Origin of the sequence: Leifsonia sp. 563, assembly GCF_040545055.1 — a bacterium.
Taxonomy (GTDB): domain Bacteria; phylum Actinomycetota; class Actinomycetes; order Actinomycetales; family Microbacteriaceae; genus Leifsonia.
In genome coordinates this window covers 1,053,768-1,078,000 of the sequence record NZ_JBEPLE010000001.1, presented here as the reverse complement: position 1 = coordinate 1,078,000, position 24,233 = coordinate 1,053,768, and the positions used below count along the sequence as shown (strand labels likewise).

Annotated in this window: 24 protein-coding genes and 1 tRNA gene; 16 read left to right on the top strand and 9 right to left on the bottom strand. The window is 65.8% G+C overall.

Annotation, left to right across the window (positions count from 1 at the left end; all coding sequences use genetic code 11):
* Window positions 1-103: 103 nt before the first annotated feature.
* The 8 genes from ABIC47_RS05215 (at window position 104) to ABIC47_RS05180 (ending at window position 6,763) form a co-directional block, all read left to right on the top strand.
* On the top strand, window positions 104-193 hold the full coding sequence (locus tag ABIC47_RS05215) for a potassium-transporting ATPase subunit F (RefSeq protein ID WP_018192608.1): 90 nt from the start codon (window positions 104-106) through the stop codon (window positions 191-193).
* Window positions 194-207: 14 nt separating this feature from the next.
* Window positions 208-1,884: a potassium-transporting ATPase subunit KdpA gene (gene kdpA, locus ABIC47_RS05210; RefSeq protein WP_502910214.1), complete on the top strand. Its 1,677-nt coding sequence runs from the start codon at window positions 208-210 to the stop codon at window positions 1,882-1,884.
* A gap of 2 nt (window positions 1,885-1,886) precedes the next feature.
* Window positions 1,887-4,043 (top strand): potassium-transporting ATPase subunit KdpB, encoded by a 2,157-nt coding sequence (gene kdpB, locus ABIC47_RS05205; protein ID WP_354477960.1) that lies wholly within the window; start codon window positions 1,887-1,889, stop codon window positions 4,041-4,043.
* A 20-nt stretch (window positions 4,044-4,063) separates the two neighbouring features.
* Window positions 4,064-4,681 carry a K(+)-transporting ATPase subunit C gene (gene kdpC / locus ABIC47_RS05200; protein WP_354477957.1) on the top strand — a complete coding sequence of 206 codons (618 nt, stop codon included), beginning with the start codon at window positions 4,064-4,066 and terminating at the stop codon, window positions 4,679-4,681.
* A 4-nt stretch (window positions 4,682-4,685) separates the two neighbouring features.
* Entirely contained in the window at window positions 4,686-5,561 is an 876-nt protein-coding gene (locus tag ABIC47_RS05195) for a serine hydrolase domain-containing protein (protein WP_354477954.1), read from the top strand.
* A gap of 64 nt (window positions 5,562-5,625) precedes the next feature.
* Window positions 5,626-5,949, top strand: a complete 324-nt coding sequence (locus tag ABIC47_RS05190) for a hypothetical protein (protein WP_018192603.1) — start codon at window positions 5,626-5,628, stop codon at window positions 5,947-5,949.
* A gap of 7 nt (window positions 5,950-5,956) precedes the next feature.
* Window positions 5,957-6,601 (top strand): DUF2510 domain-containing protein, encoded by a 645-nt coding sequence (locus ABIC47_RS05185; RefSeq protein ID WP_354477951.1) that lies wholly within the window; start codon window positions 5,957-5,959, stop codon window positions 6,599-6,601.
* Window positions 6,602-6,671: 70 nt separating this feature from the next.
* Window positions 6,672-6,763, top strand: a tRNA-Ser gene (locus ABIC47_RS05180).
* Window positions 6,764-7,405: 642 nt separating this feature from the next.
* Here ABIC47_RS05180 and ABIC47_RS05175 read toward each other — a convergent pair.
* Window positions 7,406-8,494 carry a HigA family addiction module antitoxin gene (locus ABIC47_RS05175; protein WP_354477948.1) on the bottom strand — a complete coding sequence of 363 codons (1,089 nt, stop codon included), beginning with the start codon at window positions 8,492-8,494 and terminating at the stop codon, window positions 7,406-7,408.
* Between the two features lie 4 nt (window positions 8,495-8,498).
* The gene (locus ABIC47_RS05170; protein WP_354477945.1) at window positions 8,499-8,873 is read right to left on the bottom strand and encodes a hypothetical protein; all 375 of its coding nucleotides are present in this window, start codon (window positions 8,871-8,873) and stop codon (window positions 8,499-8,501) included.
* 84 nt (window positions 8,874-8,957) lie between these two features.
* Here ABIC47_RS05170 and ABIC47_RS05165 point away from each other — a divergent pair, with 84 nt between their 5' ends.
* The 3 genes from ABIC47_RS05165 to ABIC47_RS05155 are packed head-to-tail and all read left to right on the top strand — an operon-like array spanning window position 8,958 to window position 11,055.
* On the top strand, window positions 8,958-9,221 hold the full coding sequence (locus ABIC47_RS05165; RefSeq protein ID WP_354477942.1) for a hypothetical protein: 264 nt from the start codon (window positions 8,958-8,960) through the stop codon (window positions 9,219-9,221).
* Complete coding sequence (locus tag ABIC47_RS05160) at window positions 9,218-9,568, top strand: hypothetical protein (protein ID WP_354477939.1); 351 nt, start codon at window positions 9,218-9,220, stop codon at window positions 9,566-9,568. Before ABIC47_RS05165 ends, ABIC47_RS05160 begins: the two co-directional genes overlap by 4 nt.
* Complete coding sequence (locus ABIC47_RS05155) at window positions 9,565-11,055, top strand: ThiF family adenylyltransferase (protein ID WP_354477936.1); 1,491 nt, start codon at window positions 9,565-9,567, stop codon at window positions 11,053-11,055. Before ABIC47_RS05160 ends, ABIC47_RS05155 begins: the two co-directional genes overlap by 4 nt.
* 65 nt (window positions 11,056-11,120) lie before the next feature.
* Here ABIC47_RS05155 and ABIC47_RS05150 read toward each other — a convergent pair whose 3' ends face one another.
* Together ABIC47_RS05150 and ABIC47_RS05145 are read right to left on the bottom strand one after the other, a co-directional pair.
* Window positions 11,121-11,990 (bottom strand): FRG domain-containing protein, encoded by an 870-nt coding sequence (locus ABIC47_RS05150; protein ID WP_354477933.1) that lies wholly within the window; start codon window positions 11,988-11,990, stop codon window positions 11,121-11,123.
* Window positions 11,991-12,358: 368 nt separating this feature from the next.
* Window positions 12,359-13,444 (bottom strand): LacI family DNA-binding transcriptional regulator, encoded by a 1,086-nt coding sequence (locus tag ABIC47_RS05145; protein WP_354477930.1) that lies wholly within the window; start codon window positions 13,442-13,444, stop codon window positions 12,359-12,361.
* 57 nt (window positions 13,445-13,501) lie between these two features.
* On the opposite strand from ABIC47_RS05145, the gene ABIC47_RS05140 reads away from it, so the two are divergent.
* Genes ABIC47_RS05140 through ABIC47_RS05130 form a run of 3 tightly spaced genes read left to right on the top strand, consistent with a single transcriptional unit; the run spans window position 13,502 to window position 18,460 of the window.
* Entirely contained in the window at window positions 13,502-14,989 is a 1,488-nt protein-coding gene (locus tag ABIC47_RS05140) for an MFS transporter (protein ID WP_354477927.1), read from the top strand.
* Window positions 14,989-16,026 (top strand): Gfo/Idh/MocA family protein, encoded by a 1,038-nt coding sequence (locus ABIC47_RS05135; RefSeq protein WP_354477924.1) that lies wholly within the window; start codon window positions 14,989-14,991, stop codon window positions 16,024-16,026. Before ABIC47_RS05140 ends, ABIC47_RS05135 begins: the two co-directional genes overlap by 1 nt.
* Window positions 16,004-18,460 (top strand): glycoside hydrolase family 2 TIM barrel-domain containing protein, encoded by a 2,457-nt coding sequence (locus ABIC47_RS05130; RefSeq protein ID WP_354477921.1) that lies wholly within the window; start codon window positions 16,004-16,006, stop codon window positions 18,458-18,460. The genes ABIC47_RS05135 and ABIC47_RS05130 overlap by 23 nt, the downstream gene beginning before the upstream one ends.
* 151 nt (window positions 18,461-18,611) lie before the next feature.
* Here the strand turns inward: ABIC47_RS05130 and ABIC47_RS05125 are convergent, their stop codons facing one another.
* Window positions 18,612-19,109 (bottom strand): hypothetical protein, encoded by a 498-nt coding sequence (locus tag ABIC47_RS05125; RefSeq protein ID WP_354477918.1) that lies wholly within the window; start codon window positions 19,107-19,109, stop codon window positions 18,612-18,614.
* Window positions 19,110-19,213: 104 nt separating this feature from the next.
* Window positions 19,214-19,804, bottom strand: coding sequence for an RNA polymerase sigma factor (locus tag ABIC47_RS05120; protein ID WP_354477915.1), 591 nt, complete (start codon window positions 19,802-19,804; stop codon window positions 19,214-19,216).
* A 206-nt stretch (window positions 19,805-20,010) separates the two neighbouring features.
* Between ABIC47_RS05120 and ABIC47_RS05115 the strand changes: the two genes are divergently transcribed.
* Window positions 20,011-20,370 (top strand): hypothetical protein, encoded by a 360-nt coding sequence (locus ABIC47_RS05115; RefSeq protein WP_089878774.1) that lies wholly within the window; start codon window positions 20,011-20,013, stop codon window positions 20,368-20,370.
* Between the two features lie 50 nt (window positions 20,371-20,420).
* On the opposite strand, the gene ABIC47_RS05110 is transcribed toward ABIC47_RS05115, so the two are convergent.
* Window positions 20,421-21,500, bottom strand: coding sequence for an ankyrin repeat domain-containing protein (locus tag ABIC47_RS05110; protein WP_354478703.1), 1,080 nt, complete (start codon window positions 21,498-21,500; stop codon window positions 20,421-20,423).
* 106 nt (window positions 21,501-21,606) lie between these two features.
* Here ABIC47_RS05110 and ABIC47_RS05105 point away from each other — a divergent pair, with 106 nt between their 5' ends.
* Window positions 21,607-21,984 (top strand): VOC family protein, encoded by a 378-nt coding sequence (locus ABIC47_RS05105; RefSeq protein ID WP_354477912.1) that lies wholly within the window; start codon window positions 21,607-21,609, stop codon window positions 21,982-21,984.
* Between the two features lie 41 nt (window positions 21,985-22,025).
* Here ABIC47_RS05105 and ABIC47_RS05100 read toward each other — a convergent pair whose 3' ends face one another.
* Both ABIC47_RS05100 and ABIC47_RS05095 read right to left on the bottom strand, forming a co-directional pair.
* Window positions 22,026-23,639 carry an outer membrane protein assembly factor BamB family protein gene (locus tag ABIC47_RS05100; RefSeq protein WP_354477909.1) on the bottom strand — a complete coding sequence of 538 codons (1,614 nt, stop codon included), beginning with the start codon at window positions 23,637-23,639 and terminating at the stop codon, window positions 22,026-22,028.
* Window positions 23,636-24,229 (bottom strand): RNA polymerase sigma factor, encoded by a 594-nt coding sequence (locus tag ABIC47_RS05095; RefSeq protein WP_354477906.1) that lies wholly within the window; start codon window positions 24,227-24,229, stop codon window positions 23,636-23,638. Before ABIC47_RS05095 ends, ABIC47_RS05100 begins: the two co-directional genes overlap by 4 nt.
* Between the last annotated feature and the right edge of the window lie 4 nt (window positions 24,230-24,233).

The following is a 24,233-nucleotide window of genomic DNA, read 5'->3' as shown; positions in this document are numbered from 1 at the left end:
GTTGACCCGGATGGAGAGATTCCGTGTTGGACCTCATTTGCGTTGTGGGGATCGTCGCGCTCGGCGCGATCGTCGCCCTGGTCGGTCGAGGGGTGGAGAAGCTGTGATCTTCTTCGACCTGCTGGCGGCCGCGGCGGCCCTGGCCTCGATCGCGTACCTCGTGTACGCCCTGTTGAAGCCGGAGAAGTTCTAGAGATGCCGGATTCGATGAGTACCTTCTGGCTGTTCGTGGCGTTCCTCGCCACGCTCATCCTCCTGCTCGGCCTCGCATACCGCCCCCTGGGCGACTACATGGCCGCGACCTTCACCACCCGCAAAGACCTGAAGATCGAGCGCGGGTTCTACCGGATCATCGGCGTCGACTCCCGCGTGGGTCAGAGCTGGCCGGTCTACCTGCGCAGCGTCCTCGCGTTCTCGATCCTCGGCGTGCTGCTCGTCTACGCACTGCAGCGCGCGCAGGCCGTCCTCCCGTACTCGCTGGGGCTGCCCGCCGTTCCCGAGGGGCTGTCGTTCAACACCGCGATCTCGTTCGTCACCAACACCAACTGGCAGTCCTACTCGCCGGAGGTGACCGTCGGGTACACCGTGCAGATCGCCGGTCTGGCGGTGCAGAACTTCCTCTCCGCCGCCGTCGGGCTCGCGGTCGCCATCACGCTGGTCCGCGGGTTCGCCGCCCACCGCTCCGGCACGATCGGCAACTTCTGGGTGGATGCGACCCGCGCCGTGCTGCGCATCCTGCTGCCCCTCTCGGTTGTCTTCGCGATCATCCTGATCATCGACGGCGCCATCCAGAACTTCAACGGCTTCACCAGCGTGAGCACGCTGACGGGTGGATCGGCGACGATCCCGGGCGGCCCGGTGGCGTCGCAGGAGGCCATCAAGCTGCTCGGGAACAACGGCGGAGGGTTCTTCAACGTCAACTCCGCGCATCCCTTCGAGAACCCGACGGCGTGGACCAACCTGATCGAGATCTTCCTCATGCTGCTGATCCCGTTCTCGCTGCCGCGCACCTTCGGCCGGATGGTCGGCGACAACCGTCAGGGCTACGCCATCCTCGGCGCGATGTCCGCGATCTTCCTGGTGTCGCTCGTAGCGCTCACCCTCTTCGAGCTCCAGGGCGCCGGGACCGCGACCCAGGCCGCGGGCGGTGCGCTCGAAGGGAAGGAGCAGCGGTTCGGCATCCTCGGATCCACCTTCTTCGCGACGACGAGCACGCTGACCTCCACCGGCGCGGTGAACTCGATGCACGACAGCTTCACGCCTCTCGGCGGGATGATGACGATGCTGAACATGATGACCGGCGAGGTCGCTCCCGGCGGTATCGGCGCAGGACTCTACGGCATCCTGATCATCGCGATCATCTCCGTCTTCCTCGCCGGTCTGATGGTCGGTCGCACCCCGGAGTACCTGGGGAAGAAGATCGGCTCGCGGGAGATCAAGCTGGCCAGCCTGTACATCCTGATCACGCCGACACTGGTGCTGCTCGGCACCGGGCTCAGCTTCGCCATCCCCGCGATCAAGGACAACGTCGAGAAGGTCTCGATCTGGAACCCCGGGCAGCACGGTTTCTCCGAGGTCCTCTACGCGTTCACCTCCGCGGCGAACAACAACGGGTCGGCCTTCGCCGGGCTCACCGCGAACACGCCCTGGCTGAACGCTGCGCTCGGCACGGCCATGTTCCTCGGCCGGTTCCTGCCGATCGTGTTCGTCCTGGCGCTCGCCGGCTCGCTGGCGGCCCAGGACAAGGTGCCCGCCACGACCGGCACCCTCCCGACGCACCGACCCCTGTTCGTCGCCTTCGTCGTCGGCGTGGTCGTCGTCGTCGCAGCACTCACCTACTTCCCCGTTCTCGCGCTGGGTCCCCTGGCGGAAGGGCTTCACTGATCATGTCCACTCTCACTGACACCGCGGAGGACCGCGGTCAGAACCAGCCCCACGGCGGGAAGGCGCCCACCGGCGCCTTCAATGGGCGGCAGCTCTGGGCCGGGCTCCCTGGCGCTTTTCGCAAGCTCGACCCGCGCGACATGTGGCACAACCCGGTCATGTTCATCGTCGAGGTCGGCGCTGCGCTGACCACGATCCTGGCGATCGCCGAGCCGTTCCTCGGCCGGCAGACCTCCGGCGGCACGGTCACCACGCTCGCCTTCACCTGGGCGATCGCGGTCTGGCTGTGGCTCACCGTCCTCTTCGCCACCCTGGCGGAGTCGGTCGCCGAGGGCCGCGGCAAGGCGCAGGCCGCCAGCCTCCGCAAGACGCGGACCACGACCGTCGCCAACCGGGTCGCCGACTACGACCCCGAGTCGGATGCGGCGGCGCTCGCCGCAGCCGTGGCGCAGGTCCCCTCCGCCGAGCTCCGCCTGGGGGATGTCGTGGTCGTCACAGCCGGGGAGCTCATCCCCGGCGACGGCGACATCGTCTGGGGCATCGCCTCCGTCGACGAGTCGGCCATCACGGGCGAGTCCGCACCGGTGGTCCGCGAGTCGGGCGGCGACCGCAGCGCCGTCACGGGCGGCACCCGGGTGCTGTCCGACCGGATCGTGGTGCGGATCACCAGCAAGCCGGGAGAGACCTTCGTCGACCGGATGATCAAGCTGGTCGAGGGCGCGGCACGGCAGAAGACGCCCAACGAGATCGCCCTGAACATCCTGCTCGCGGCACTCACGATCGTCTTCGTCGTGGTCGTCCTGGTGCTCGGGCCTACGGCCGGGTTCGCGAATGCGGCGCCGAGCGTCACGGTTCTGGTCGCCCTGCTGGTGTGCCTCATCCCGACGACCATCGGCGCGCTGCTGTCGGCGATCGGCATCGCCGGGATGGACCGGCTCGTGCAGCACAACGTCCTCGCGATGTCGGGGCGTGCGGTCGAGGCGGCCGGTGACGTGACGACGCTCCTCCTCGACAAGACGGGGACGATCACCTACGGCAACCGGCAGGCTGCGGAGTTCACGGCGGTCGAGGGCGTCGACCAGCGTGAGCTCGTGAAGGCGGCTGCGCAGGCATCGTTGAGCGACCCCACCCCGGAGGGATCCTCGGTGGTCGCGCTCGCCGAACAGCAGGGATTCGTTCAGGCCGGAACCCTCGACGGCGTTGTAGTGCCGTTCACCGCGCAGACACGGATGAGCGGCGTCGACTTCGCCGACGGGTCGCAGGTGCGCAAGGGGGCGGCGTCGATGGTCGTCGCGTGGGCGCAGGAGTCCACTCCCGTCGCCTCCTCGATCCTCAGCGATCTCGACGAGAAGGTGCTGCACATCTCCGAAGCCGGCGGCACCCCGCTGGCCGTCGCCACGAAGTCCGCGACGGGCGACGCCACCATCCTCGGCGTGATCTATCTGAAGGACATCGTCAAAGCGGGGCTCACCGAGCGGTTCGCGGACATGCGCCGGATGGGCATCCGCACCGTGATGATCACGGGCGACAACCCGGTGACCGCCCGCGCGATCGCCGCCGAAGCCGGGGTCGACGACTTCCTGGCCGAGGCGACCCCGGAGGACAAGCTGGCCCTCATCCGCAAAGAGCAGGAGGGCGGCAACCTCGTCGCCATGACCGGCGACGGCACGAACGACGCCCCGGCGCTCGCGCAGGCGGATGTCGGCGTCGCGATGAACACGGGCACCTCGGCGGCGAAGGAGGCGGGCAACATGGTCGACCTCGACTCCGACCCCACCAAGCTGATCGACATCGTCCGCATCGGCAAGCAGCTGCTCATCACCCGCGGCGCGCTCACCACGTTCTCGATCGCGAACGACGTGGCGAAGTACTTCGCGATCATCCCGGCGATGTTCGTCGGAGTGTTCCCCGGGCTGCAGGCGATCAACATCATGCAGCTGCACTCGTCGTCGTCGGCGATCCTGTCGGCGGTGATCTTCAACGCGATCATCATCGTGATCTTGATCCCACTCGCACTGCGCGGTGTCCGCTACCGGGCCGCCTCGGCCTCGGCCCTGCTGCGCAGCAACCTCCTGATCTACGGCCTCGGCGGGATCATCGCCCCCTTCATCGGCATCAAGCTGATCGACCTGGTCGTCAGCCTGATCCCCGGATTCTAGAAATCAGAACGGAACTCATCATGAATGCTTCGACACGGGGAACCGGGCGCCAGTACTGGGTCGCCCTCCGGGCACTGCTCATCTTCACCGTCGTCCTCGGCGTCGCCTACCCGCTGGCGGTCACGGGGATCGGCCAGCTCACCCTCCCCGCGCAGGCGAACGGCTCGACCGTCACCGCGCAGGGGAAGGTGGTCGGGTCGAGCCTGATCGGTCAGTCCTTCACCGACAAGAAGGGGAACCCGCTGCCGCAGTGGTTCCAGTCCCGACCGTCTGCGGCGGGCGACGGGTACGACGGCGGCGCGTCCAGCGGTAGCAACCTCGGACCGAACAACCCGGACCTCGTGAAGTCGATCGACGAGCGGGCGAAGGTCATCGAGAAGGTGGACGGCGTCAGCGCCGGCCAGATCCCGCCCGACGCGCTGACCGCATCCGGATCGGGATTGGACCCGCACATCTCGCCGGCGTACGCGCTGCTCCAGGTGGATGCGGTGGCGAAGGCCCGAGGCATCAGCGCGGACCGGGTGCGCGCCCTCGTCGAGAAGCACGTCCAGCAGCGCGACCTCGGCTACCTGGGGGAGCCGACCGTCAACGTCCTGCAGCTGAACATCGCTCTCGAGGCCATGGCGCCGTCAGAATGAGGGTATGACTGCCGCCGACCAGCTCCTGGACCGCTTCGTCCGCACCGTGGATCGGGAAGGGCTGGGCGCCTATGGCGCCCACGCGCTCGTGGGTGACGACGAGGCGAACCACCGCTGGCGCAGCGACGACCGGGTGAACGTGTACTCCGTATCGAAGGGGGTCAGCGCGCTGGCCGCGGGCATCGCGGTCGATGAAAGCGTGCTGACCCTCGACACGACCGTCGCGGAGGGGCTCCCCGGACTGGAGCTCGGCGACGGGGTGGGAGCGGTGACGCTCCGCCATCTGCTGACGATGTCGAGCGGCATCGAATTCCAGTGGTTCGCCGACCAGCCGGTGCCCGGCGCCGACCTGGCGCAGGAGATGCTCCGCCTCCCGACCCGCGGCCCGGGGGAGCACTTCCTCTACTCGGACGCGAGCACCTACGTGGCCATGCGGATGCTCGGCGCTGCCGTCGGCGACGTGCGCGACTGGCTGCTCCCGCGGCTGTTCGAGCCTCTGGGCATCGACAACCCGCAGTGGATGCGGTGCCCGCTGGGCTGGATCGTCGCGGGCAGCGGCCTCCAGCTGCGCACCGAGGAGTTGGCCCGCATCGGCCGTGTGCTGCGCGACCGCGGCGAGTGGCGCGGATCGAGGATCGTGAGCGCCGCCTGGATCGACGGGATGCACGCGGACTGGCGCGACACCGGCAGCGACGGCACCTCCGCTCACTACGGGATCGCGACCTGGGAGGGCCCGTCGGGCCTGTGGCGATTCGATGGACGGTACGGGCAGTACGTCGTCGTCGACGACGCGCACGGCGCCGTGCTCACGGTGACGGCTCACGAGGAGTTCCGGACCGGCCGGCTGCTCGAGGTCGCGCACGAGGCGCTCCTCGGTTGACCCTCCACCAACCGGGTAGTGTTTCGAGCGTGCCCCACCCCGGGCGCAGAGGGAGAGGATTCGCATGACCGACAGCCCCGTACCGTCGTTCGAGCTGCTTGCGGCACAGCTGCTGGAGGACCCCGACCTGGACGTGTCGGTGACCGCCACCGGGCTCCACGTGCACGGCCGCCTGTTCGCGTACCTGGACGGCACGGACCTCGTGGTCGACCTCCCCACCGGCCGCGCCGCCGACCTGGTCGGCCGTGACGTCGCCTCCGCCGTCCCCGCCGGCCGCAGCGAGGCCAAGGGCTCCTGGGTGCGGATCGCCGACACCGAGGACTGGCCGGAGCTCGCCAGCGAGTCGCACCAGTTCGTCGGCGAGCCCGCCGTCGGCCACGACTCCTGATCCGACGATGACCGACCCGGTCCCTCCCGCCGCCGGCTGGTATCCGGACCCCAACGGGTCCGGCGCGCTGCGCTGGTGGGACGGCTCCCGCTGGGGCGACCAGCTCGCGCCGGCAGCACCGTCTCCGTACGCGGCGCCGTCCCCGTACGGGCCTCCGCCGCGCCGCCCGCTCGCGCCCGGAACCCCGGTGTATACGGTGTGGATCTGGCTTGTCGCGGTCGCACCGGTGGTGAGTGGACTGCTGGTGTTCCTGTTGCACCCGCAGGCGATGTTCCGCGCGGCCCCTGATGGTTCCGGTATGGTCCTGACGGACCCGTTCGCCCTGGTCGGCGGCCCGCTGTACTTCGTGGTACTGGGTGTGAGCTGGCTGATCTCGGCAGCGACGATCGTCTTCTCCTGGCTGGACTACCGCGAACTCGTCCGCCGCGGCACGGAGCGACCCTTCCACTGGGCGTGGTCGTTCCTCGGGATCGTCTACCCGATCGGCCGCAGCGTCATCGTGCGCAAGGTCGCCGACGGCCGCGGGCTGGCGCCCCTCTGGGTGGCGATCGCCGCGTACGTCGTCACGATGGTCCTGGCGGCGGTCTGGTCGATCCTGCTCGTCAGCGAGATCCTCGGCACCCTTACGCAACACGTCCCCGTCGGCGCCTGAGAGAACCGTGTCCGGGCACCCCCGCGGCGTCCGTTATGATGGCTGTCGTGCGTCCGTTCGCGGGCGCGCTGGAGACGTCGCATAGTCAGGCCTAGTGCACCACCCTGCTAAGGTGGAGTCCCCGTAAGGGGACCGAGGGTTCAAATCCCTCCGTCTCCGCCACTCGGGATTCGGCTTTCCCCGAATCCAATTCATGAAAATCCCGGCAATACGTTCGCACGCCCCGGCAGCTCGATGGTGTTGTGTGCCCACCGACAACTACCGGTTGCACTCGCCCAAACGCGTACTCAACGTGGAGTGCCGGCGCCGCGGCGCTGGGCTTCTTCTTGGATCGGCCCGATACCCAGAACGACGTTGGCAGAGGTTGAGAACTTGTTCGGGCCCCAGAAGGGGCAGAAGTGGCTCAGGGCGGCGGCGCCCGGCACATTCCATGGGCTAAACGCTGTCGCTGAGTCTGATTTGTTCCATTGAGCTCGCGGCCATCGGGGCGCGCGGGGCGGGCCTCCGGCGCCGTCGGGCTCGACGCCGCCGTGCTTGGCGCTGTCCGCCCGATAGGCTCCATCAACGTCATCGCCGCACGTCGCTGGCGCATGCTCTAGGCTCCGCGGCTTCGCACGTTCGGTCGGCAGCAGAGGAATATGCAGCGACGTGAAAGTCGTGCACAGATGACCGGGACACAGTCGTTCTTCGAAAGGCCCGATGAACGGTGTGAGGAAGCGTGGAACGACGTTGAACTCGAGCAGGCCGTGCGAGCAGATGCCTCGCAGAGTCTGACTCCTGTGCTTTGGGCGATGAAGGTAAGGACTAGCCCCAGCTTTTGAGTTCGTCTGATACCGTCGGTGCGCCCTTGGCGAGTTGGGTTCTCCAATCGAGATCTCCACGGCTTTGGAGTTGTCCCACCACGACAATCGGATGAACTCCGGCTTCGTCGGCACGTTCGTTAATCCACTGCGAACGAACCGTTCCGGCTGGCTTCCTGATACCGCCGGGAATCGCCCACTTGGCCGCTAGGCGGTCGGCCGCCGCTTCGTCGCCCAGTGTGTGTGCATCCTCGTCTATGACCAGCTCTCCGGGTTTGACGTCGCCCTGGACGAGGTGCGCCAGTTCGTGAAGGAGCGTGAAGAGGACTTTGTCCAGGCGCTTTCCCCTCCCGGAGAGTGCGATCACGGGCTGTTCCGGCTTGTCGTCGAGTAGGAACGTTGCGCCGTTGAGCTTGCTCCCGGGCAGCGATTCCACGTAGACGAGACGGATTCCGACTTCGGCGAAGCGTGCCGGGAGGAGCCTGAACGCGTGAGGATCCCGAGTTAGTTGGGAAACCGTTTGTGCTAGTTCCTCTGCGCCGGCGTGGTTGTAATCGCGAGCTTGGAGAGAGCGAGCTCGTTTGCGCGATGCTGCCAGCCAAGCGAGTTGCGTAGGCGTCAGCGGCACGTCATTGTTTGACCGTCGTGCTGCTGCTTGGAACACTGGCTCGTGGTCGAGGTCCGGGATCTCGAAAAGGTCCTGAAGGCTTCGTTCCAGCTCGCCGATGGTGTTGCCATGGAGCAGTCCGCGGTTGCGGAGTAGCGAGATCGGGGCGCGCTCGTTGAGACGGGCTCGGCGCCGGACCTCGTCGAGTTGCTGTTGCGTGGCGCTGTTCTGGCTCTGCTTCTCAAGTAGATACGCGTTCTGCATGTTCAACCAGAACTCCGCGCTCTGATTGAATGCCGCTCCGATCTGGGCCGCTGACTCTCGGGTGATCTCCTTCTTGCCGGAGATGATTTCCGAGACAAACTGGGTCGGCCGACCGAGGATCTCGGCGAACTCGACCTGGGACCAGTCTCGCTCTTGAAGTTCCCTCGCGAGGAAGTCTCCCGGGGGGAAGGCCAGGGCAAGCTGTCTGTTTATGTGCGTCATCTCCCTACTCTCCGTCTAGTGCGCCGATGATTTCTGCCCCTGGAGGGACCTCACTGGTGATCCGAATGATCAGCCGAGGTCCGCCAGCGAGGCAGACCGATATTCGGCCTTCCTCGTCGTCGTGCGCGCGAAATGCCAGCGACTTCATGTTTTTCAGATCGCGTGGGTCGACCGCGTTTCGGACGAGAAAGAGGGTCTGTCGGAAGAGGGTGAGGCGTTGTGCGGTCCAGTCGCGCGCGGTGGCGGTCAGGTCGTAGGCGAGATGCTCGAGCACTTCGTCGGCGAACTCTAACCTCATGGCGTTCCGTTCTTCACCCCTCCACTGATCGCGCCAGTCTACTGGCATGAAGATGGATTCGGCCGGCACGACACGCTGCATCTACTACACCGTATCACCCTAAGGGTGATGATGGGTATACAATAGAGTCGGAGCCGAAAACGTCGGCCCAGGAAGGTCACGAAGATGACTCAGCAGGACACCGCTACCAATGCCGAGAAGAAGCACCCGGCGATCCACATCACGATCGACTCGAAGCCGTTCGTCGTACACGTCGACAATTGGGAGGCGCGGGACCTCCTCATGCTCGCCGGTCTGGATCCGGCCGAGTACGACCTGGCGCAGATCAAGCGGAACGGAACGCTCAAGCGATTCAAGGACACGCATGTGGTGAAGGTCGACGAGGGCGACGAGTTCGAGTCGATCAAGCAGGACGGGCCGGTCGCATGACCGACGGGGTCGACGGCTTCATCGCCGACCTTGCCGCCTGGGGAGTCGCGGCGCGCATCGAAGGAGCAGTGGTTGTGTTCCCGGTGCGCGCCGTCGACGGCGCCCGTGCTGGCGAGGGCACCGAGAGCGGCGTTGCGGTCAACGAGCTCGGCGCATGGCCGGCCGTTCCGCCTCACTGGGTTCACTTTCCTAGCACCATGACGATCCCCAATGCCCACCCGGACCAGTCGGACACCCTCCCGGGCTGGACGCGACATTCGCGCCAGATCGAGCGCTGGGAGCTGGTCACAGAGGCGGGCCGTGCCTGGCTGGGACATGTTCGGGCCGTGCTGTCGGAGGCGACATGAGCACGACGGGCTCCGCCTGGAGTGTCGCTATGCCTCAGGCCATTGCGGAGGAACTTCGCGCGCACCTTAGTCGAACAGATGAGCAGGAGGATGTCTGCCTGGCGACCTATGCCCTGTCTACTGGTGCGACGCGCAGGTCCGCGCTCATTCGCCGGGTCTACCTGCCAGGCCCCGGCGAGCGTCACGTGCGCGGCAACGCCGCGTTCACGAGCGGCTACGTCTTTCGCGTAGCCGAAGAGGCTGCCACTCGGGGAGAGGGTCTCGTGCTTTTGCACAGTCACCCGCGGGGTCGGTCCTGGCAGGACATGAGCTCGACGGACCGGGAGACCGAATCGGGCTACGCCGGCATTTCGGTCGCCGCGACAAAGCTGCCGATGATCGGGATGACCCTTGCCGCCGGAACAGGGATCTGGTCAGCCCGAAGCTGGCGTTCACGCGATGAAGTCACGCACTGCGAGTCGGTCCGCGTCGTCGGCACCAAGTTCCGGATGGGATTCAACCCCGACCTGCGCCCTGTACTCCAGGAGACGCCGGCGCAGCGACGCACGGTCAGCGCCTGGGGTCCCGCCGTTCAGGCAGACATTGCACGGATGCGGGTGCTCGTGGTCGGCGTCGGCAGCGTCGGGCTCGACGTGGCGCAACGGCTGGTCGCGTCTGGTGTTCAAACAGTGGGAATCATGGACTTCGATGCTGTCGAAGTCCACAACCTCGACCGCATGATCGGCGCGAAGCGGATGGACGCACTTCTCGGCCGGTCCAAGGTCAAGGTGGCTCGACGGCTCCTCGCCGCCCAGGCAACGGCAGCGTCACCGCGGATCCAAGCCCACGAGACGTCGATCTGCGAACCTGCCGGGCTCGCGCTCGCGCTCGACTACGACATCGTCATCTCTTGCGTTGACCGCCCCTGGCCACGCGCGGTACTCAACCAGCTCGCCTACTCGGACCTGATTCCGGTCATCGACGGAGGCATCAACATCGAGCCGGACGAGCTGGGCGGGCTGAATCGGGCGACTGTGCGGGCGCACACCCTCACGCCTGGCCGTCCCTGCATGGTCTGCATCCGCCAGCTCAAGCCTTCCATGATCGCCCTGGACCGAGATGGGCTCCTCGATGACCCGGAGTACATCGCCTCCTCCAGGATCGACCTGGAGCGAGCTGGACAGAACGTCGCCACAATGTCGACGATGGTGAGCGCCATGCTGCTCGCGCAGTTCGTTAGCCTTGTGGCTATGCACGGTACGGTGGGGGTGCCAACCGCCCGTTGCTTCCATTTCGGACACCACATCCTGGAACCGTTGGACGAGATCACGCAGCCCGGTTGCCGCTGGGAAGCGAACATCGGCGAAGGCGACCTCCGACTGCCTATTGCGACCGGCCACCCTGAGGCGCTCGCTACGATCGCCTCACGTCGTGCTGCCGCAAGGTCTCCACGGCACTGGTTAGTGACCCTCAGAGGGCTGATCGACATGAGGCGTTTCCGGGATTGAGGGGTGGATTTGTTGGCGGCGTTCCCGGTCACAAGCGTCTTAGCAGGATGTTATTTCCTAGAGAACTAGTTGATCCCTCGGCTCAGTCGTTTCCAGACTCGTGAGAACGATCGCAGGCCGTCAACGTCGGGGTAGCAGTATGGATGGTCAATCCTCACACCGGGTGGAGGGCGGAGTTTGCCCCGTCTCGCGCGCCCTTCGAGTGCTTCCCTAACTGACGCCTTGTCGACGTGGATTCGGACCGAAACGCATCGGACCATCTGCATTTCGAACCGATGAGTCTTGGCCAGGTCAACCATCACGACTGGGATGGTCATCGTTGAGACCACCTCGGACCGAACCATGCGCCGCACAGTCCCGTGGTCGTTTGCGTACCGAATTGTCTTCGTAGAGGGAAGCTGGCCGAGAACAAACACGCCCTCTTGCGCAGCAAGCCGCGGGGATATTTCTCGTCTCGGCGTCCAAAGGCGGACTTCACCGGAAGGAATGTCGCCGATCCGTTCGGCCGAATCTGTGGGCAGACGCGAACTTTGCTTCGGCACTAGCACCGCGAACACTCGACCCTCCACGTCGTCCAAGGTTTCGACGGCGAAGAAAACCCCGACCAGCGGATTTCTTGAGAAGTCGACCATTCGCGTTGGAATGCCGTGATGCTGGAGAAGAGCGAGCCACTCTAGGTCAGTTTGAGGCATTTCGGGAGGGGCCGTCACCCAGCGTCTGGCCTCGTCGAGCAACTCGCCTTCGGCTCGGTTGAGGTCGGAATTCGTGATGCTTGTTGGCGAGTCTGAAATGCGTGAGAGTGAAGACGAGAGCGCCCATCCAGCGTCGACTTGTCCACGCCAAAACGGCTCGCAGCCGATCTCTTCTGCGAGTAACTGAACCTCTTCTATCCACTCCGCAAGCTCGCTGGAGGTCGTGACAACGCGCTCGTGCATAGCGAAGTGATCGCCGGGACTGATCAACATTGGCGAACTACCCAATTGCAGACGACGCACATGCGGAAAACAATGCCCGATTCACGCGTGCGTCACCACCCCTCGTCGCCGCGACAACAAGCCCTCGCTTTGGGCAACCCGATGCATGGCAGCAGGTCTAGCTGGCGAGGGAGTATGGCCCCTCCGTCGTGAATTTCTTAGCCGATGTGGTGGGATCGTGATGGAACGATCGTCTCGCGATCCTTGGTTTGACGCGCCACCAGGATTTTCACGAATACCCCGCCACTCGGCTCCGACGGCTGGCGCGGCTCCCTCCGTGTCGTGCGGGGAGCTGGCGCGACCTCGCTCCCGCAACGGAGCGTGGAGGTTCAGGTCGTCTCCCCGCGAACCAGCTCCACTACGCTGTCGAGGTCCAGCTCGGCGGGTACGGGGTCCGGTGCCGGCCGGCGCGTGGACAACATGGCGAGGTCCCGAACGAGGGTGTCCATGATGAGTGGCTGGTTCACCGAGACCGTACTCAGTCGGGGTGTGATCAGCTGGCCGACAGCAGTTCGGTCGACTCCGACGAGAGCGAGGTCTGCGGGCACTCGCAGGCCGAGGACCCGCGCGGCGGCGAGAACGGCGATGGCGACGTCGTCGTTGTAGCAGCAGATGCCGAGCGGAACGGAATTCTCCGCGAGGGCCGGCCCGAGCGCTGCGGTGGCACCGTCCGTGTCGAGGGGGATACGCACGGTGAGGGGAGCGTCGAGGCCGCGCTCGCGGGCTTCGCGCTCGATGCCGTCGAGTCGAGGCGGTCCGAATGGATCGAGCCGCTTGTCATCGAGCGCTGCATACACCAGTCGTCGGGGTCCCGTACGCAGCAGTTCGCGGACCTGGATCCGTCCGACGTGGATATCGATGGGGTCCGGGTCGGCATCGACGGGGATGGGGGTTCGGCGTGGAACGACGCGCGTTCCGAAGGCCTCGATGCGCTTGCGCTGTTCGCTGCTGAAGACGCCGAAGTCGACGATCGCCGTCGGTCGCAGATCCAGAACGGAGGTCAGCGTCGCTTCGTCCTGCGTGTTTGCAAAGTGCACTACGACGCTCATCCCCTCTCCCGAGGTCGCGTTGGTCAATCGGTCGACCGCGTCTTGCAGGTGGGGGCCATAGGTGGCGTTGGGTACGACAACGATGATGATGTCGCTGAGGCCGGTAACCAGGGCCCTGCCTGCCCGTGATGGTCGGTAGTGGAGCGCCTCCGCTGCCTCGAGGACGCGTGCGCGCGTCTCCTCGGGGAACCGGTCATCGCCGTTGAGGATCTGGCTGACCGTTGAACGTGAGACACCGGCGGCCGCTGCGACGTCCTTGCTCGTCGCGCGCCGGGCGTACCGCACATCCACCGTCATCAGACCAGTTTGGCACATCAGAGTTGACACGTGACACTGGCCCGCTCTACCGTAGGTGTCGCGTGTCACTGACACGTGACACTTGCCGGCAATGTGACCGGTCCCAACGTGACGAGGGAGTCAACAGTGGCGAAGGATTCAACCCGGACGTCGGCAGAACAGCAGAGAGCGGCGGTCGCCGTGAGTGCCGAGGAGTCGTTGACAGCATCCCTGGCTGCTCATGCGGTGGGCGAGGCGGTTGATGACGCGAGCGGTCAGAAGCTCACAATCCGCGAGCGGCTCGCGTACGGTGTCGGCGACATCGGCGGCAACCTGATCTTCGCGCCCATCTCGGCCTTCCTGCTCTTCTACTTCACCGACACCGTCGGCATCGGCGCCGCTATCGCGGGCACACTGCTGCTGTTCGGTCGCGTGCTGGACGGCACGATGGACCTCGTCCTCGGGGCACTGATCGACCGGACGAACACCCGGTGGGGTAAGGCCCGACCATGGATCCTGTTCGCCACCCCGGTCGTGGTGATCTCGTTCATCCTGCTGTTCAACATTCCCGCAGGGCTCGGAACGGGGGCCAAAGAGATCTACGCGTTCGTCATGTACTTCATCTGCCTCGGCGTCGGCTTTGTCGGGTCGAACCTGGCGTATCACACACTGCTCTCTGTGATCACGAGCAACTCGAAGATGCGGGTCTCGCTCACTGTCATCCGCACGTTCTTCGCCCTCGTGACCACGCTGGTCGTCAACTTCGTCACGATCCCGGTCATCACGGCGAACGGAGGCGGGCAGGCAGGATGGACGATCATCTCGATCATCTACGGCGGGATCTCGGCACTCACCTTCTTGATCGTGTTCTTCGGCACGAAGGAGCGGATCAGGGGGACGATCAAGCAGGACGACGGAAGCAAGCTGCCGCTGGGCAAGTCGCTCGGAATCCTGTTCCGTAACCCGTACTTCTTCCTCGCCTTCGGCTTCTTCTTGCTGAACTACGTCCTCACCGGTACCGCCGGAGTGGGCGTGTACTACGCGAAGGATGTCCTCGGCGACCCGAACATCTACAGCTTCCTCGGATTGGTTCAGCTGCTCCCGCTGATCATCGGTCTCTGGTTCATGCCCGCCATCATCGCTCGCTTCGGCAAACGCAAGCTCATCCTGATCGGTGCCGTGGTCACCGTCCTCGGCTGCGCCATCTCGCTCATCGATCCGAGCAGTCTCACACTCGTCATCGTCGGTGGGCTGGTGCGCGCGGTCGGCGGTATCCCCGCTGCCGCTGGTCTCTTCGCCCTCGTCGCCGACGTCGTGGACTACGGCGAGTGGAAGAGCGGTGTTCGCCTCGACGGCATGACGTATTCGGCCGCGACGGCGGGCCAGAACTTCGGGGCCGGTCTCGGCGTGGCTCTCGTCGGCTGGCTGCTCGCCGCTGGGGCCTACAACGGCCAGGTCTCCGCCCAGCCTGCATCAGCCGTCAACATGGAGGTCTTCCTGTACCTCTGGCTTCCGCTGATCATCTCCGTGCTCATGGGTGTCATCATCTGGTTCCTGAACATCGACAAGAACCTCTCGCAGATCCAGCGTGATCTGGCTGCACGGCGAGCAGCGAACGCCGCGACGGGCGAGTGATGACGTCATCGTCGGCGGGTGCGCTGAACTGGGCGGTTGTCGGCACCGGCTTCATCTCCCAGCTCATCGCGAACGATCTCGCGTTGACCCCTGGCGCCGTCTGCTACGCGGTGGTCTCCAGGGACCAGACGAAGGCGAACGCGTTCGCGGACGAACGCGGGTTCCCTGTCGCATATTCAAACCTGCACCGGGCGCTGGCAGACCCCGACGTGGACGTTGTCTACGTCGGGACCCCGCACGCTACCCACGCGAGGATCGCAGTGGCGGCCCTGGAGGCTGGAAAGCACGTCCTCGTCGAGAAGCCGATCGCCGTCGACGAGGGCGACGCGCGACGCATCGCCGACGCGGCGGCACGCAGTGGTCGATTCGCGATGGAAGGCATGTGGATGCGGTTCCTCCCCGCCTACCGCGCAGCACTCGAGGAAGCGTCCTCCGGCGCGATCGGCGACGTCCGCAGCGTGCGGGCATCCTTCGGCCTGCCTTTCGATGCACCGGAGTCGCCACGGTGGAGCGCAGAACGGGCCAGCAGCACGCTGTTGGACCAGGCGATCTACCCGGTCACCCTCGCGCTCGACGTCCTCGGCGCACCCGATCGCGTCTGGGCGTCCGGTCGCATCCGGTCAGACGGAGTGGACCTCGCTGAGCACATGACCTTCGACTACGCGGACGGGCGATTCGCCCAGCTGGCCGCGTCGATGGTCGACTACGCGGAACCCACGGCGACCATCAGCGGCACGGAAGGCTGGATCACCATCCCGGCACCCTTCTGGTCGGCATTCGAGTACCAGAAGCGCAGCGGTCCGATACCGGATGCCCTCGCAAGGGTCGACACGACGACGTTCAGCCGCGACGGATTCGGCTACGTGCCCATGCTCGCAGCTGTCACAGAGGCGATCATGGCCGGCCTCACGGAGCATCCCACCCATCCATTGGCCGACAGCGTCGCGACGCTCTCGGTGCTCGACACCATCCGACTACGCATCATCGAAACAGCGCACGAACAGAGGAGCACCCATGAAGCGCACATCCTTCAATGACGGCTGGCAGTACCGGGAGAAGGTGAACCCTTTCGCAGAGCTGGCCGGCATCAGCGCACCGTTCGAAGACATCGCCCTCCCGCATGATGCCCAGATCGGCCGGGCCCGGGATCCGGAGGGTGATCGCGCCGTCGCGTTCTTCCCGCCTGGCGCGTACCAGTACCGCAAGACCTTCATGGTGCCGTCCGAGTTCGACGGGAAGCGGCTCGTTCTCGAGTTCGAGGGCGTCTACCGGGATGCGACAGTGCACATCAATGGGAACTTCGCGGGCCACCGCGCCTACGGCTACTCGGGGTTCGCGATCGACGCCGACACCCACCTGCGCCCCGGCGAGGAGAACACCATCGAGGTCGAAGCGCGAAACGGAGAAGACTCCCGGTGGTACACGGGAGCCGGGATCTACCGCAATGTCTGGCTCCACGTCGGCTCCGAGGTGCACATCCCTGTCGACGGCGTGAAGGTAACGACACCGGACATCGAGGCGGACGCGGCCATCGTCGAGGTGGCCGTGACCGTGGCGAACACCCGCAACCGCCGCGCAACGGTGTCTGTCAGCGTCAGCATCGCCGATTCATCGGGTGCGACGGTTGCCACCGGAACAGTGCCCGTGAGCGTGGAAGCCAACGGTTCGGCGTTGAGTCGGCAGCGGCTGCGAGTGGAAGCGCCCGCCTTGTGGAGCGCCGAAACTCCCGCTTTGTACAGCGCGCACGCCGAGCTGTCGGATGAGGTCGTCATTGACGAAGCCCATAGCTCATTCGGGATCCGCAAGCTGCAGGTCGATCCGGTCCGGGGGCTGCGCGTCAACGGTCATATGGTCAAACTGCGCGGGGCGTGCATCCACCACGACAACGGCATCCTCGGCGCGGCGACCTTCGGCGCCGCGGAGGAACGTCGGGTTCGCCTGTTGAAGGAGGCGGGCTTCAACGCGATACGGTCCGCTCACAACCCGATAAGCGTGGGGCTGCTCGAGGCGTGCGACCGGCTCGGCATGTACGTGATGGACGAGACCTTCGACATGTGGACGTCCGGGAAGATGTCACACGACTACTCCCTCCATTTCACCGAATGGTGGGAACGCGATGTCGAGGCGATGGTCGTCAAGGACTTCAACCACCCGAGCGTCATTCTGTACTCGATCGGAAACGAAATCCCGGAGACCGGTTCACCGGCCGGGGGGATCACCGGCCGGGCGCTGGCGGAGAAGGTCCGAGCGCTCGATCCCACGCGGTTCGTGACCAATGCCGTGAACGGCCTGTTGGCCGTGATGGACGATCTGAAGGCGATGGGTGCCCAAAGCGACGGCAGCCCAGATGAAGAGGTCGGCATCAACACGATGATGGCCAGCGGGCCGGGGGCCTTCATGAACAAGATCGGGTCGTCCCCATTGGTGACTGAGAAGACCGCCGAGTCGTTCGGGCTGTTGGACATCGCCGGGATGAACTACTTGGATGCGCGATACGTGATGGATAGGGAGCTCTTCCCGAATCGTGTGATCGTCGGGACGGAGACGTTCCCGACCCACATCGACAACAACTGGGGCCTCGTCACCGACAACGCGCACGTCATCGGCGACTTCACCTGGACAGGGTTCGATTACCTCGGCGAGGTCGGCATCGGCGCCCCGCAGTACCTGGCCGAAGGGGAGCAGCCGACCCTCAGCGTCGACTTTCCCTGGATCGCCGCCTGGTGCGGCGACCTCGACCTCATCGGAGACCGTCGCCCGGCGTCCTTCTACCGAGAGATCGTGTTCGGGCTCAGGTCCGAACCGTACATCGCCGTGAACCGTCCGGGACGCGAGGGCAGCTTCTATGCGGGCCCCTGGACCTGGAGCGACAGCCTCGCCAGTTGGACCTGGTCGGGTCACGAGAATGCTCTGCTGACCGTTGAGGTCTACAGCGACGCGGACGAGGTCGAGCTTGCGTTGAATGGGGAAGTGATCGGGACTTCCGCAGCTGGTCGTGATCACGCTTACCGAGCCGAGTTCCCCGTGGCGTACACACCGGGGACGCTGGTGGCCACCGCTATCCGAAACGGTGTCCGGGCGGAGTCCCACACGCTCGTCACGGCGGGGCCGGCGGTTCAGCTCCTGGCGGGAGTGGACGCCGAGACCGCTGACGGTATCCGGTTCGTCCGCATCGGAATCGCCGACAGCGATGGTCGAATCGTATCCGGCGCCGACCGGCTGGTCACCGTCGAGCTGGAAAGTGAGGGACGCCTGGTGGCGGTGGGGTCAGGGAATCCGGCGCCCGCCGACTCGTACTTGAGTGGGCGGCACACCAGCTTCGATGGTCGTGCGCTCGCGGTCGTGCAGGTGGCCCGTGACGCAACGGTCGAGGTCACGATCTCGGCAGACGGCCTTACAGCGGTGCGGCTGTCATTGACCGCTGATGAGATGGAGATCCTCGACGGCGAGAAGTCGCTCAGCGCTGTGTGATGATGTCAGACGAAACGGTGAAAGAGGGGTCGGACGGTCTGTCCGGCCCCTCTTCGTCCGCTGGGGCTTGGTAAGAGCGCGCCCATTTCGGCTGCCATTGCTCACGGTCTGACACCGCATCCGCGGACCGAGTCGCAGCCTCAGCGGTTCGTCATCTGTCCGGGAACGACGCGTAGATGAGCTCCGGGTTTGTCGGGTCGCCCTTGAACTCGCAGATCCACACTTGGGGCTGGCCGCCCTCATTGTTCCCGACCGAGGACGCGAAGATCGCTACGTGACCCGCGCCGTCCTCCTGAGCGTCTCTGAGGGTGTCAGGAGTGAGGGGCCCGAACTCGGTGACACCTGGACTCGCCTGCTCCCAACTCGAGTACTGGGTTCGAACTGCCTCTTGGCACATGTCTCGAAGCTGAACGGCATCGAAGCCCAGCACGGTGTAGTCGGCCGTCGACGGTGCCGACGTCTCCGTCGGAGTCGGTGTCGGGGTCGGAGCGGGGGTGACGGACGGAGGCTCCGTGTCTCGAACCTCCGGAGTCGCGGTGTGGACCATCGGTGCCGTGGCGGGCGTGAGGAGGTGGGCGCTCAGCGCGTAAGCGACACCGCCACCGGAAACCAGAAGCGCCGCGATGACCAGACCGACGATCAGCGCCACTCGCTTGCGCGTACTGGTTCGCCCGGCTCGGTCGGCGCGGGCAGCCTCCACGATGGCGTTCCTCCAGGCCGCACTTCGGCCACTGTCGAAGCGGATGTCGTCATTCATCGGAAGTCTCCTTCCATCGAGGCAAGCGGGGTCGTTTCGTGGAGCAGGGCGGCCAGCCGGGCCTTGGCCCGCGAGAGGCGTGACTTCACGGTGCCGGGAGGGACCTGCAATACCGCTGCGGCGTCGGCCGTGCTGAGCTCCTCGATGACGCACAACGCGAGGATGTCCTGATCTCTCCGCGACAAGCGCGGAAGCGCCGACCGCAGAGCGCTCCGTCGCGGGTCGGAATCCAGCCGGTCGTCGACCGCGTCACTGTGATCCGGTGCGTTCTCCTGCTTGGGCAGAACGGTGAGCACGTGTTGGTAGCGGCGTCGTGAACGGGAGAAGTTCCGGCCGACGTTGTTCGCGGTCACCAGGAGCCACCCGATGACCGAGCCGTCGACATCGCGCATCACCTCGCGCCGCCGCCACGCCTCCAAGAACACCATGCCGGTCACGTCCTCGGCGTCGTGCACCGACGGCGTCAAACGCAGGGCATGACGGAATACGCGGTCGCGGTGCAGGTCGAACAGGTCGCCGAACGCGTCCGGATCGCCCGCTCGAGCGCGTGCCAGCAGGGCCGGCTCATCGATGTCATCGCTTCTCACATCTCGATAATGTCCGAACCCGTGAAACGGTTCCCGCGACCCACGCGCCTGTCTGCATCCACAGCCGCCCGCTCAGCGCGTATACGTCTGCGAGGCGTATCGACGTGCTCAGGAGTAACCGCAGCTTGGGCTCCCTCAACGTCGCGTTGCTGTTTCTTCTGTGTGTCGGCCGCGATTCGGAGACGAGCCGCCCCTACGATGCCCCTGTGTCCCGTGACTTCACTGACGAGGAGCGAATACTCCTCCACTTCCTCACGACAGGCGAGGATCCGACAGCGAAACTCGCACGGGTTCAAGTTGGCGCAGCCAAGTTCCTTGATTACTGGGGTGCGCATGATCAAAGCTTCGAGATCGAACCGGGGCCGGATGTCACCCCGCTGCCAACCGGAGACGGAATTTACAGGCCCTCAGACAAGTACTTCACCTTGGCGTCGGGCGAACAAGGTGGCTTGATGCTGTGGGTCACGTCCGGCCTGATCACTTCGCTTGAGGTCTACGGGTATGGGGACGAGATACCGAGACTGCCTATTCCCGACGAGATCGCAGACACGCCACACCTTCGCTGAGACGCCTTACAACGTCCGCAAGTCGGTCGACGAGCGGGATGCGAAACGGGTCAGCCGGCGGAAAGCAGACCGAGCAGATCTATGTGCTTCCACTCGCGAGCGATGTCTGCGGCGGATTGACCATCGTCGTTGAGCGCAGTGCGGTCGGCGCCGTCAGCGATCAGCGCCGTTGCCGCTTCCGTGTTGCCGGCCTGGGCGGCGTACATGAGGGCTGTCCAGCCATCGCTGTCTCGGTGGTCGACGTCGGCACCGGCGGCGAGGAGACGTTGAACAGAACCAGAAGCGCAACCACCGGCTGCGGCAGACAGGGGGACCTCGTCCGTGCCTGCGTTCGGATCTGCCCCGGCGTTGAGGAGGAACTCGACTCCGCGTTCGTCTTGATCTCCTGACGCGATCGTCAGGGGGGTCCTTCCGAGATGGTCCATCGAATCGATAGTCGCGCCGGCCGAGATCAGGATCGCCATCGCTTGCACCTGCGCTCGCCTGGCGGCAGCGTGGAGCGGGGTCTCCGCATCGTCCGGATTCGGCGCGTCGACATCCGCCCCGGAAGCGATCAATTCCCTCAACTCATCGAGCCGGCCCAGCTGGGCGGCCCGATGAAGCGGTGGATCGTCGGCGAGCCACGCATCATCCCACCGTCCCCACCGCCCAGTGTCGGGACGATCGGACAGCTCGACGAATTCGTCCCACGTCGCCGGGGTTCGCTCGACTTCCGCGTCCCTGAACATCACGGCCAGTTCACCGGTCGGGCTCACAAGCACCTGGAAGCGGTACCGTCCATCGTCGAGAATGTCGAGCTCCTGCGAGAGGAGCTCGGTCGAACCGTCCAGGAGTCTCAAGGTCGCCACGTCGTCGGCGTCGTTCGCAACTGCAGTCGCGCCGAAGAAGCGCAGAGTAATCCGGGCAAGGCTCTCGAGCGCGTTCTCGGTGATGAAGGACAGCTCTGCGACACCGTCCGCACCGAGGCTCCATCGGCTCACGCGTCCGTCATGGACACTCATATCGAGGAGAGAACGTACACCGGCCGGCAGGGTCGACTGGATGCCGTCGATGTATTCGTTGTAGGCGACCAGGCGCGCGAGGTCTTCCTCGGAGTCCAGGAGAACCGAGTCGACCCCGTTCGCGCGCATCGCCACGATGGTCGAGTCTAGCGATACGCAGCGACCGAGTGCGGGCAACGGCGATGTTGCCGACGCGCCCCTTGCGGCTCGCTGGATGCGAGCGGAGGGTGGGGAGGTGATCCGGATCGGCTCGATCGTGTGGGGTGCCCGGGATGTGCCGCGCGCGGTGGAGTTCTGGTGTGCGGCGCTCGACTACAGGCCGCTCCGGGAGCCCGACGACGATTGGGCGCTGCTGGGGCCGGCGGACGGCCGCGCAGACCGCGCGACGGGTCCCCAGCTCGCGATCAAGCAGGTCGGCAGCGAGGCGAATCCGAGTCCGCGGCATCACCTTGACCTCTACGCGTCCGATCAGGCTGCGGAGGTTCAGCGGCTGATCGAGCTCGGTGCGCGGGAGGTCGACTGGGATTACGAGGACGATGCGGACTATGTGGTGCTGGCCGACCCTGACGGCAATCGCTTCTGCGTCGTCGACGCCAGCGAGAAGGCCCTGTGACGAGACGGTCATACGACTCCTCGGAGGTGCGCGTCCCCGACTCAGCCTGCCGGCGTCAACCGGTCGCCGTCTAGGCGCAGCAGGTAGCCTCCCGCGAAGGACCAGGAGCCCGGGTACACGGCGGTGGAGCTCCACAGCTTCGCGCCCGACTGCCGGTCATAGGCGACGAGGTCGCCACTCGGTTCGTTGGGGAAGACGTAGGTGTTCTCCGGCCCGAAGAAGAGCCCGGAACCGCTCGGGACATCCGGCACAGGTTGCGGAGCGCCCGTCGACGCTTCGAAGGTGCAGGTCCGGGTACCGTCGTGCTGGACGATGATGGCGTCGTGCTCACTATCCAGGTAAACAGTAACCAGAGGCGAAGGTCGCCCAGCGCCGGTCACCAGATCGCAGCGAGTCGCGGCTGCTGTCCAGAGGGAAGTCCCGGAGCTGGAGTCGATTATGGTGAGCTCCGATGTGGACACGACAGCGATGAGATCCGTCGGGCCGGAAAACCTCGTGTCCACACCGGGAGTCCCGGTCAGCGAGCGGACGACGAAGGTGTCGGAGTCCGGGGGTAGCTGCCTGACCCAGGTCGTCCCTCCCGAAGAGTCGAGACCGGTCAGCTCGACGGGCAGTCCAGAAGCGTCGTATTTCGACACCACAGCCGGGTGGGTTTCGGTGTTCAGGAAGGCGTTGATGCTCCATCCCGAATCCAGGCCTCCCGTCTCGAGATCGATGCGCCCGTACTCGTATGGGTAGCCCGTGGGGTAGGGCTCGTTCAATTGGATGCTGACAGGGAGGAAGTCGGACTCTCCCGCCGGCGGGTAGACCCACGAGGACTTTCCAGAGATGGCCGTGGACCAGCGAGGCGTCTGAGCGTCACGAGGATCGACCCGGACGATCGCGCCGGGAGTGGTCATGACGATGTCCCCGGAATCACCCGGCACGGCCACCGCGTTGAGGACGATGTCGGCCTTCTGACCCGCGAATTCCCCCTCAGTCCTGCCGGTGGCCAGGTCGATGACCTCGTGCGGTCCGTCCCCCAATATCTGGTCGGCGACGAGAACCCTTCCGGACGTACCGAGCACGATCACGTCGACGTCGTACATCGGCGCTGCACGCCAGCTCCACTCACGCGACCAGATGGCCGTACCCCGCTGGGTGTCGACGAGCGATAGCGAGACGTGCTGCAGGTCGTCCTGACAATCGGGGCTGCCGTCGCCCACGACGTGCGCTCCCAGCTGGACGAGGGCGAGGCCGTCCGCGATGTCGTAGATGTCGCGCTGCTCGCAGGATCGTCCCGTGCCCGGGAGGTCGAGGGACCACGAAGCTGCTCCGAGCTGGTCGACGTCGTGCCGCTGGATCGGCGTCGTCTGAACGGCGATCGGGCGACTCGTGGGCGTCGGGGTGGACGTCGGCGTCGGGGTCGGGGTGGGCGTGAGAGTGGTGCTCGGGGTCGGCGGGGGCGGGACGTCCGGCGACCCGAAGTGCAGGACGCCGCTGAGTGCGAGCGCGGCGGTTCCACCCGCGAGGAGAGCGGCCGCGCCGACGAGGCCCGCGACGACAGCGAAACGCGTGCGTGAAGGACGTGGCGGTGCGGTGGCGACCGTCTCGTGGAGGATGTCGCGGAGGATGGCGCTGCGCGCCGGGTCGAAGGCGGGTCCGGTGGCGGTCATTCTGCACCTCCTTCGAGGGCGGGGTGGATCGGTTCGGAGACGAGGGTGAGATCGCCGAGACGGCGCTTGGCGCGGGAGAGCCGGGACTTGACCGTCCCGACGGGGACGCCGAGAGTGCGTGCCGCATCGGCCAGCGGAAGCTCTTCCAGCACGCACAGCGTGATCACGTTCTGATCGGCGGTGGACAGGGTGGCGAACGCGTCACGGACGCGTCGGTCCCGTTCCCGGTTGTCGAGGTCCTCGGCGACGTCGTCCGCGTGATCGGGCGTGCGACCGGGTTCGGACATGCGGGTGAGCGCCGCACGGTAGCGGCGCTTGCCCCGTTCCAGGTTGTGGACGGTGTTGTTCGCCGTGACGAGCAGCCAGGCGATGATGGATCCGTCCACGACACGCACTGCGTCGCGACGGCGCCAGGCCTCCAGGAAGACGACCGCGGTGACATCCTCGGCGTCGTGCGGCTGGCGCACCAGTCGCAGAGCGTGGCCGAAGACGCGGTCTCGATGCTTGTCGAACAGCGACGTGAACGCGTCGGGGTCCCCGTCTCGCGCCCGGGACCAGGCGACCGCCTCGTCCAAACCAGCGTTGTGCATATCC

Coding starts and splice junctions, on each gene's coding strand:
- kdpA (WP_502910214.1), top strand. CDS start 208: ATGAGTACCTTCTGGCTGTTCGTGGCGTTCCTCGCCACGCTCATCCTC.
- kdpB (WP_354477960.1), top strand. CDS start 1,887: ATGTCCACTCTCACTGACACCGCGGAGGACCGCGGTCAGAACCAGCCC.
- kdpC (WP_354477957.1), top strand. CDS start 4,064: ATGAATGCTTCGACACGGGGAACCGGGCGCCAGTACTGGGTCGCCCTC.
- ABIC47_RS05195 (WP_354477954.1), top strand. CDS start 4,686: ATGACTGCCGCCGACCAGCTCCTGGACCGCTTCGTCCGCACCGTGGAT.
- ABIC47_RS05190 (WP_018192603.1), top strand. CDS start 5,626: ATGACCGACAGCCCCGTACCGTCGTTCGAGCTGCTTGCGGCACAGCTG.
- ABIC47_RS05185 (WP_354477951.1), top strand. CDS start 5,957: ATGACCGACCCGGTCCCTCCCGCCGCCGGCTGGTATCCGGACCCCAAC.
- ABIC47_RS05175 (WP_354477948.1), bottom strand. CDS start 8,494: ATGACGCACATAAACAGACAGCTTGCCCTGGCCTTCCCCCCGGGAGAC.
- ABIC47_RS05170 (WP_354477945.1), bottom strand. CDS start 8,873: ATGCAGCGTGTCGTGCCGGCCGAATCCATCTTCATGCCAGTAGACTGG.
- ABIC47_RS05165 (WP_354477942.1), top strand. CDS start 8,958: ATGACTCAGCAGGACACCGCTACCAATGCCGAGAAGAAGCACCCGGCG.
- ABIC47_RS05160 (WP_354477939.1), top strand. CDS start 9,218: ATGACCGACGGGGTCGACGGCTTCATCGCCGACCTTGCCGCCTGGGGA.
- ABIC47_RS05155 (WP_354477936.1), top strand. CDS start 9,565: ATGAGCACGACGGGCTCCGCCTGGAGTGTCGCTATGCCTCAGGCCATT.
- ABIC47_RS05150 (WP_354477933.1), bottom strand. CDS start 11,990: ATGCACGAGCGCGTTGTCACGACCTCCAGCGAGCTTGCGGAGTGGATA.
- ABIC47_RS05135 (WP_354477924.1), top strand. CDS start 14,989: ATGACGTCATCGTCGGCGGGTGCGCTGAACTGGGCGGTTGTCGGCACC.
- ABIC47_RS05130 (WP_354477921.1), top strand. CDS start 16,004: ATGAAGCGCACATCCTTCAATGACGGCTGGCAGTACCGGGAGAAGGTG.
- ABIC47_RS05110 (WP_354478703.1), bottom strand. CDS start 21,500: ATGCGCGCGAACGGGGTCGACTCGGTTCTCCTGGACTCCGAGGAAGAC.
- ABIC47_RS05100 (WP_354477909.1), bottom strand. CDS start 23,639: ATGACCGCCACCGGACCCGCCTTCGACCCGGCGCGCAGCGCCATCCTC.
- ABIC47_RS05095 (WP_354477906.1), bottom strand. CDS start 24,229: ATGCACAACGCTGGTTTGGACGAGGCGGTCGCCTGGTCCCGGGCGCGA.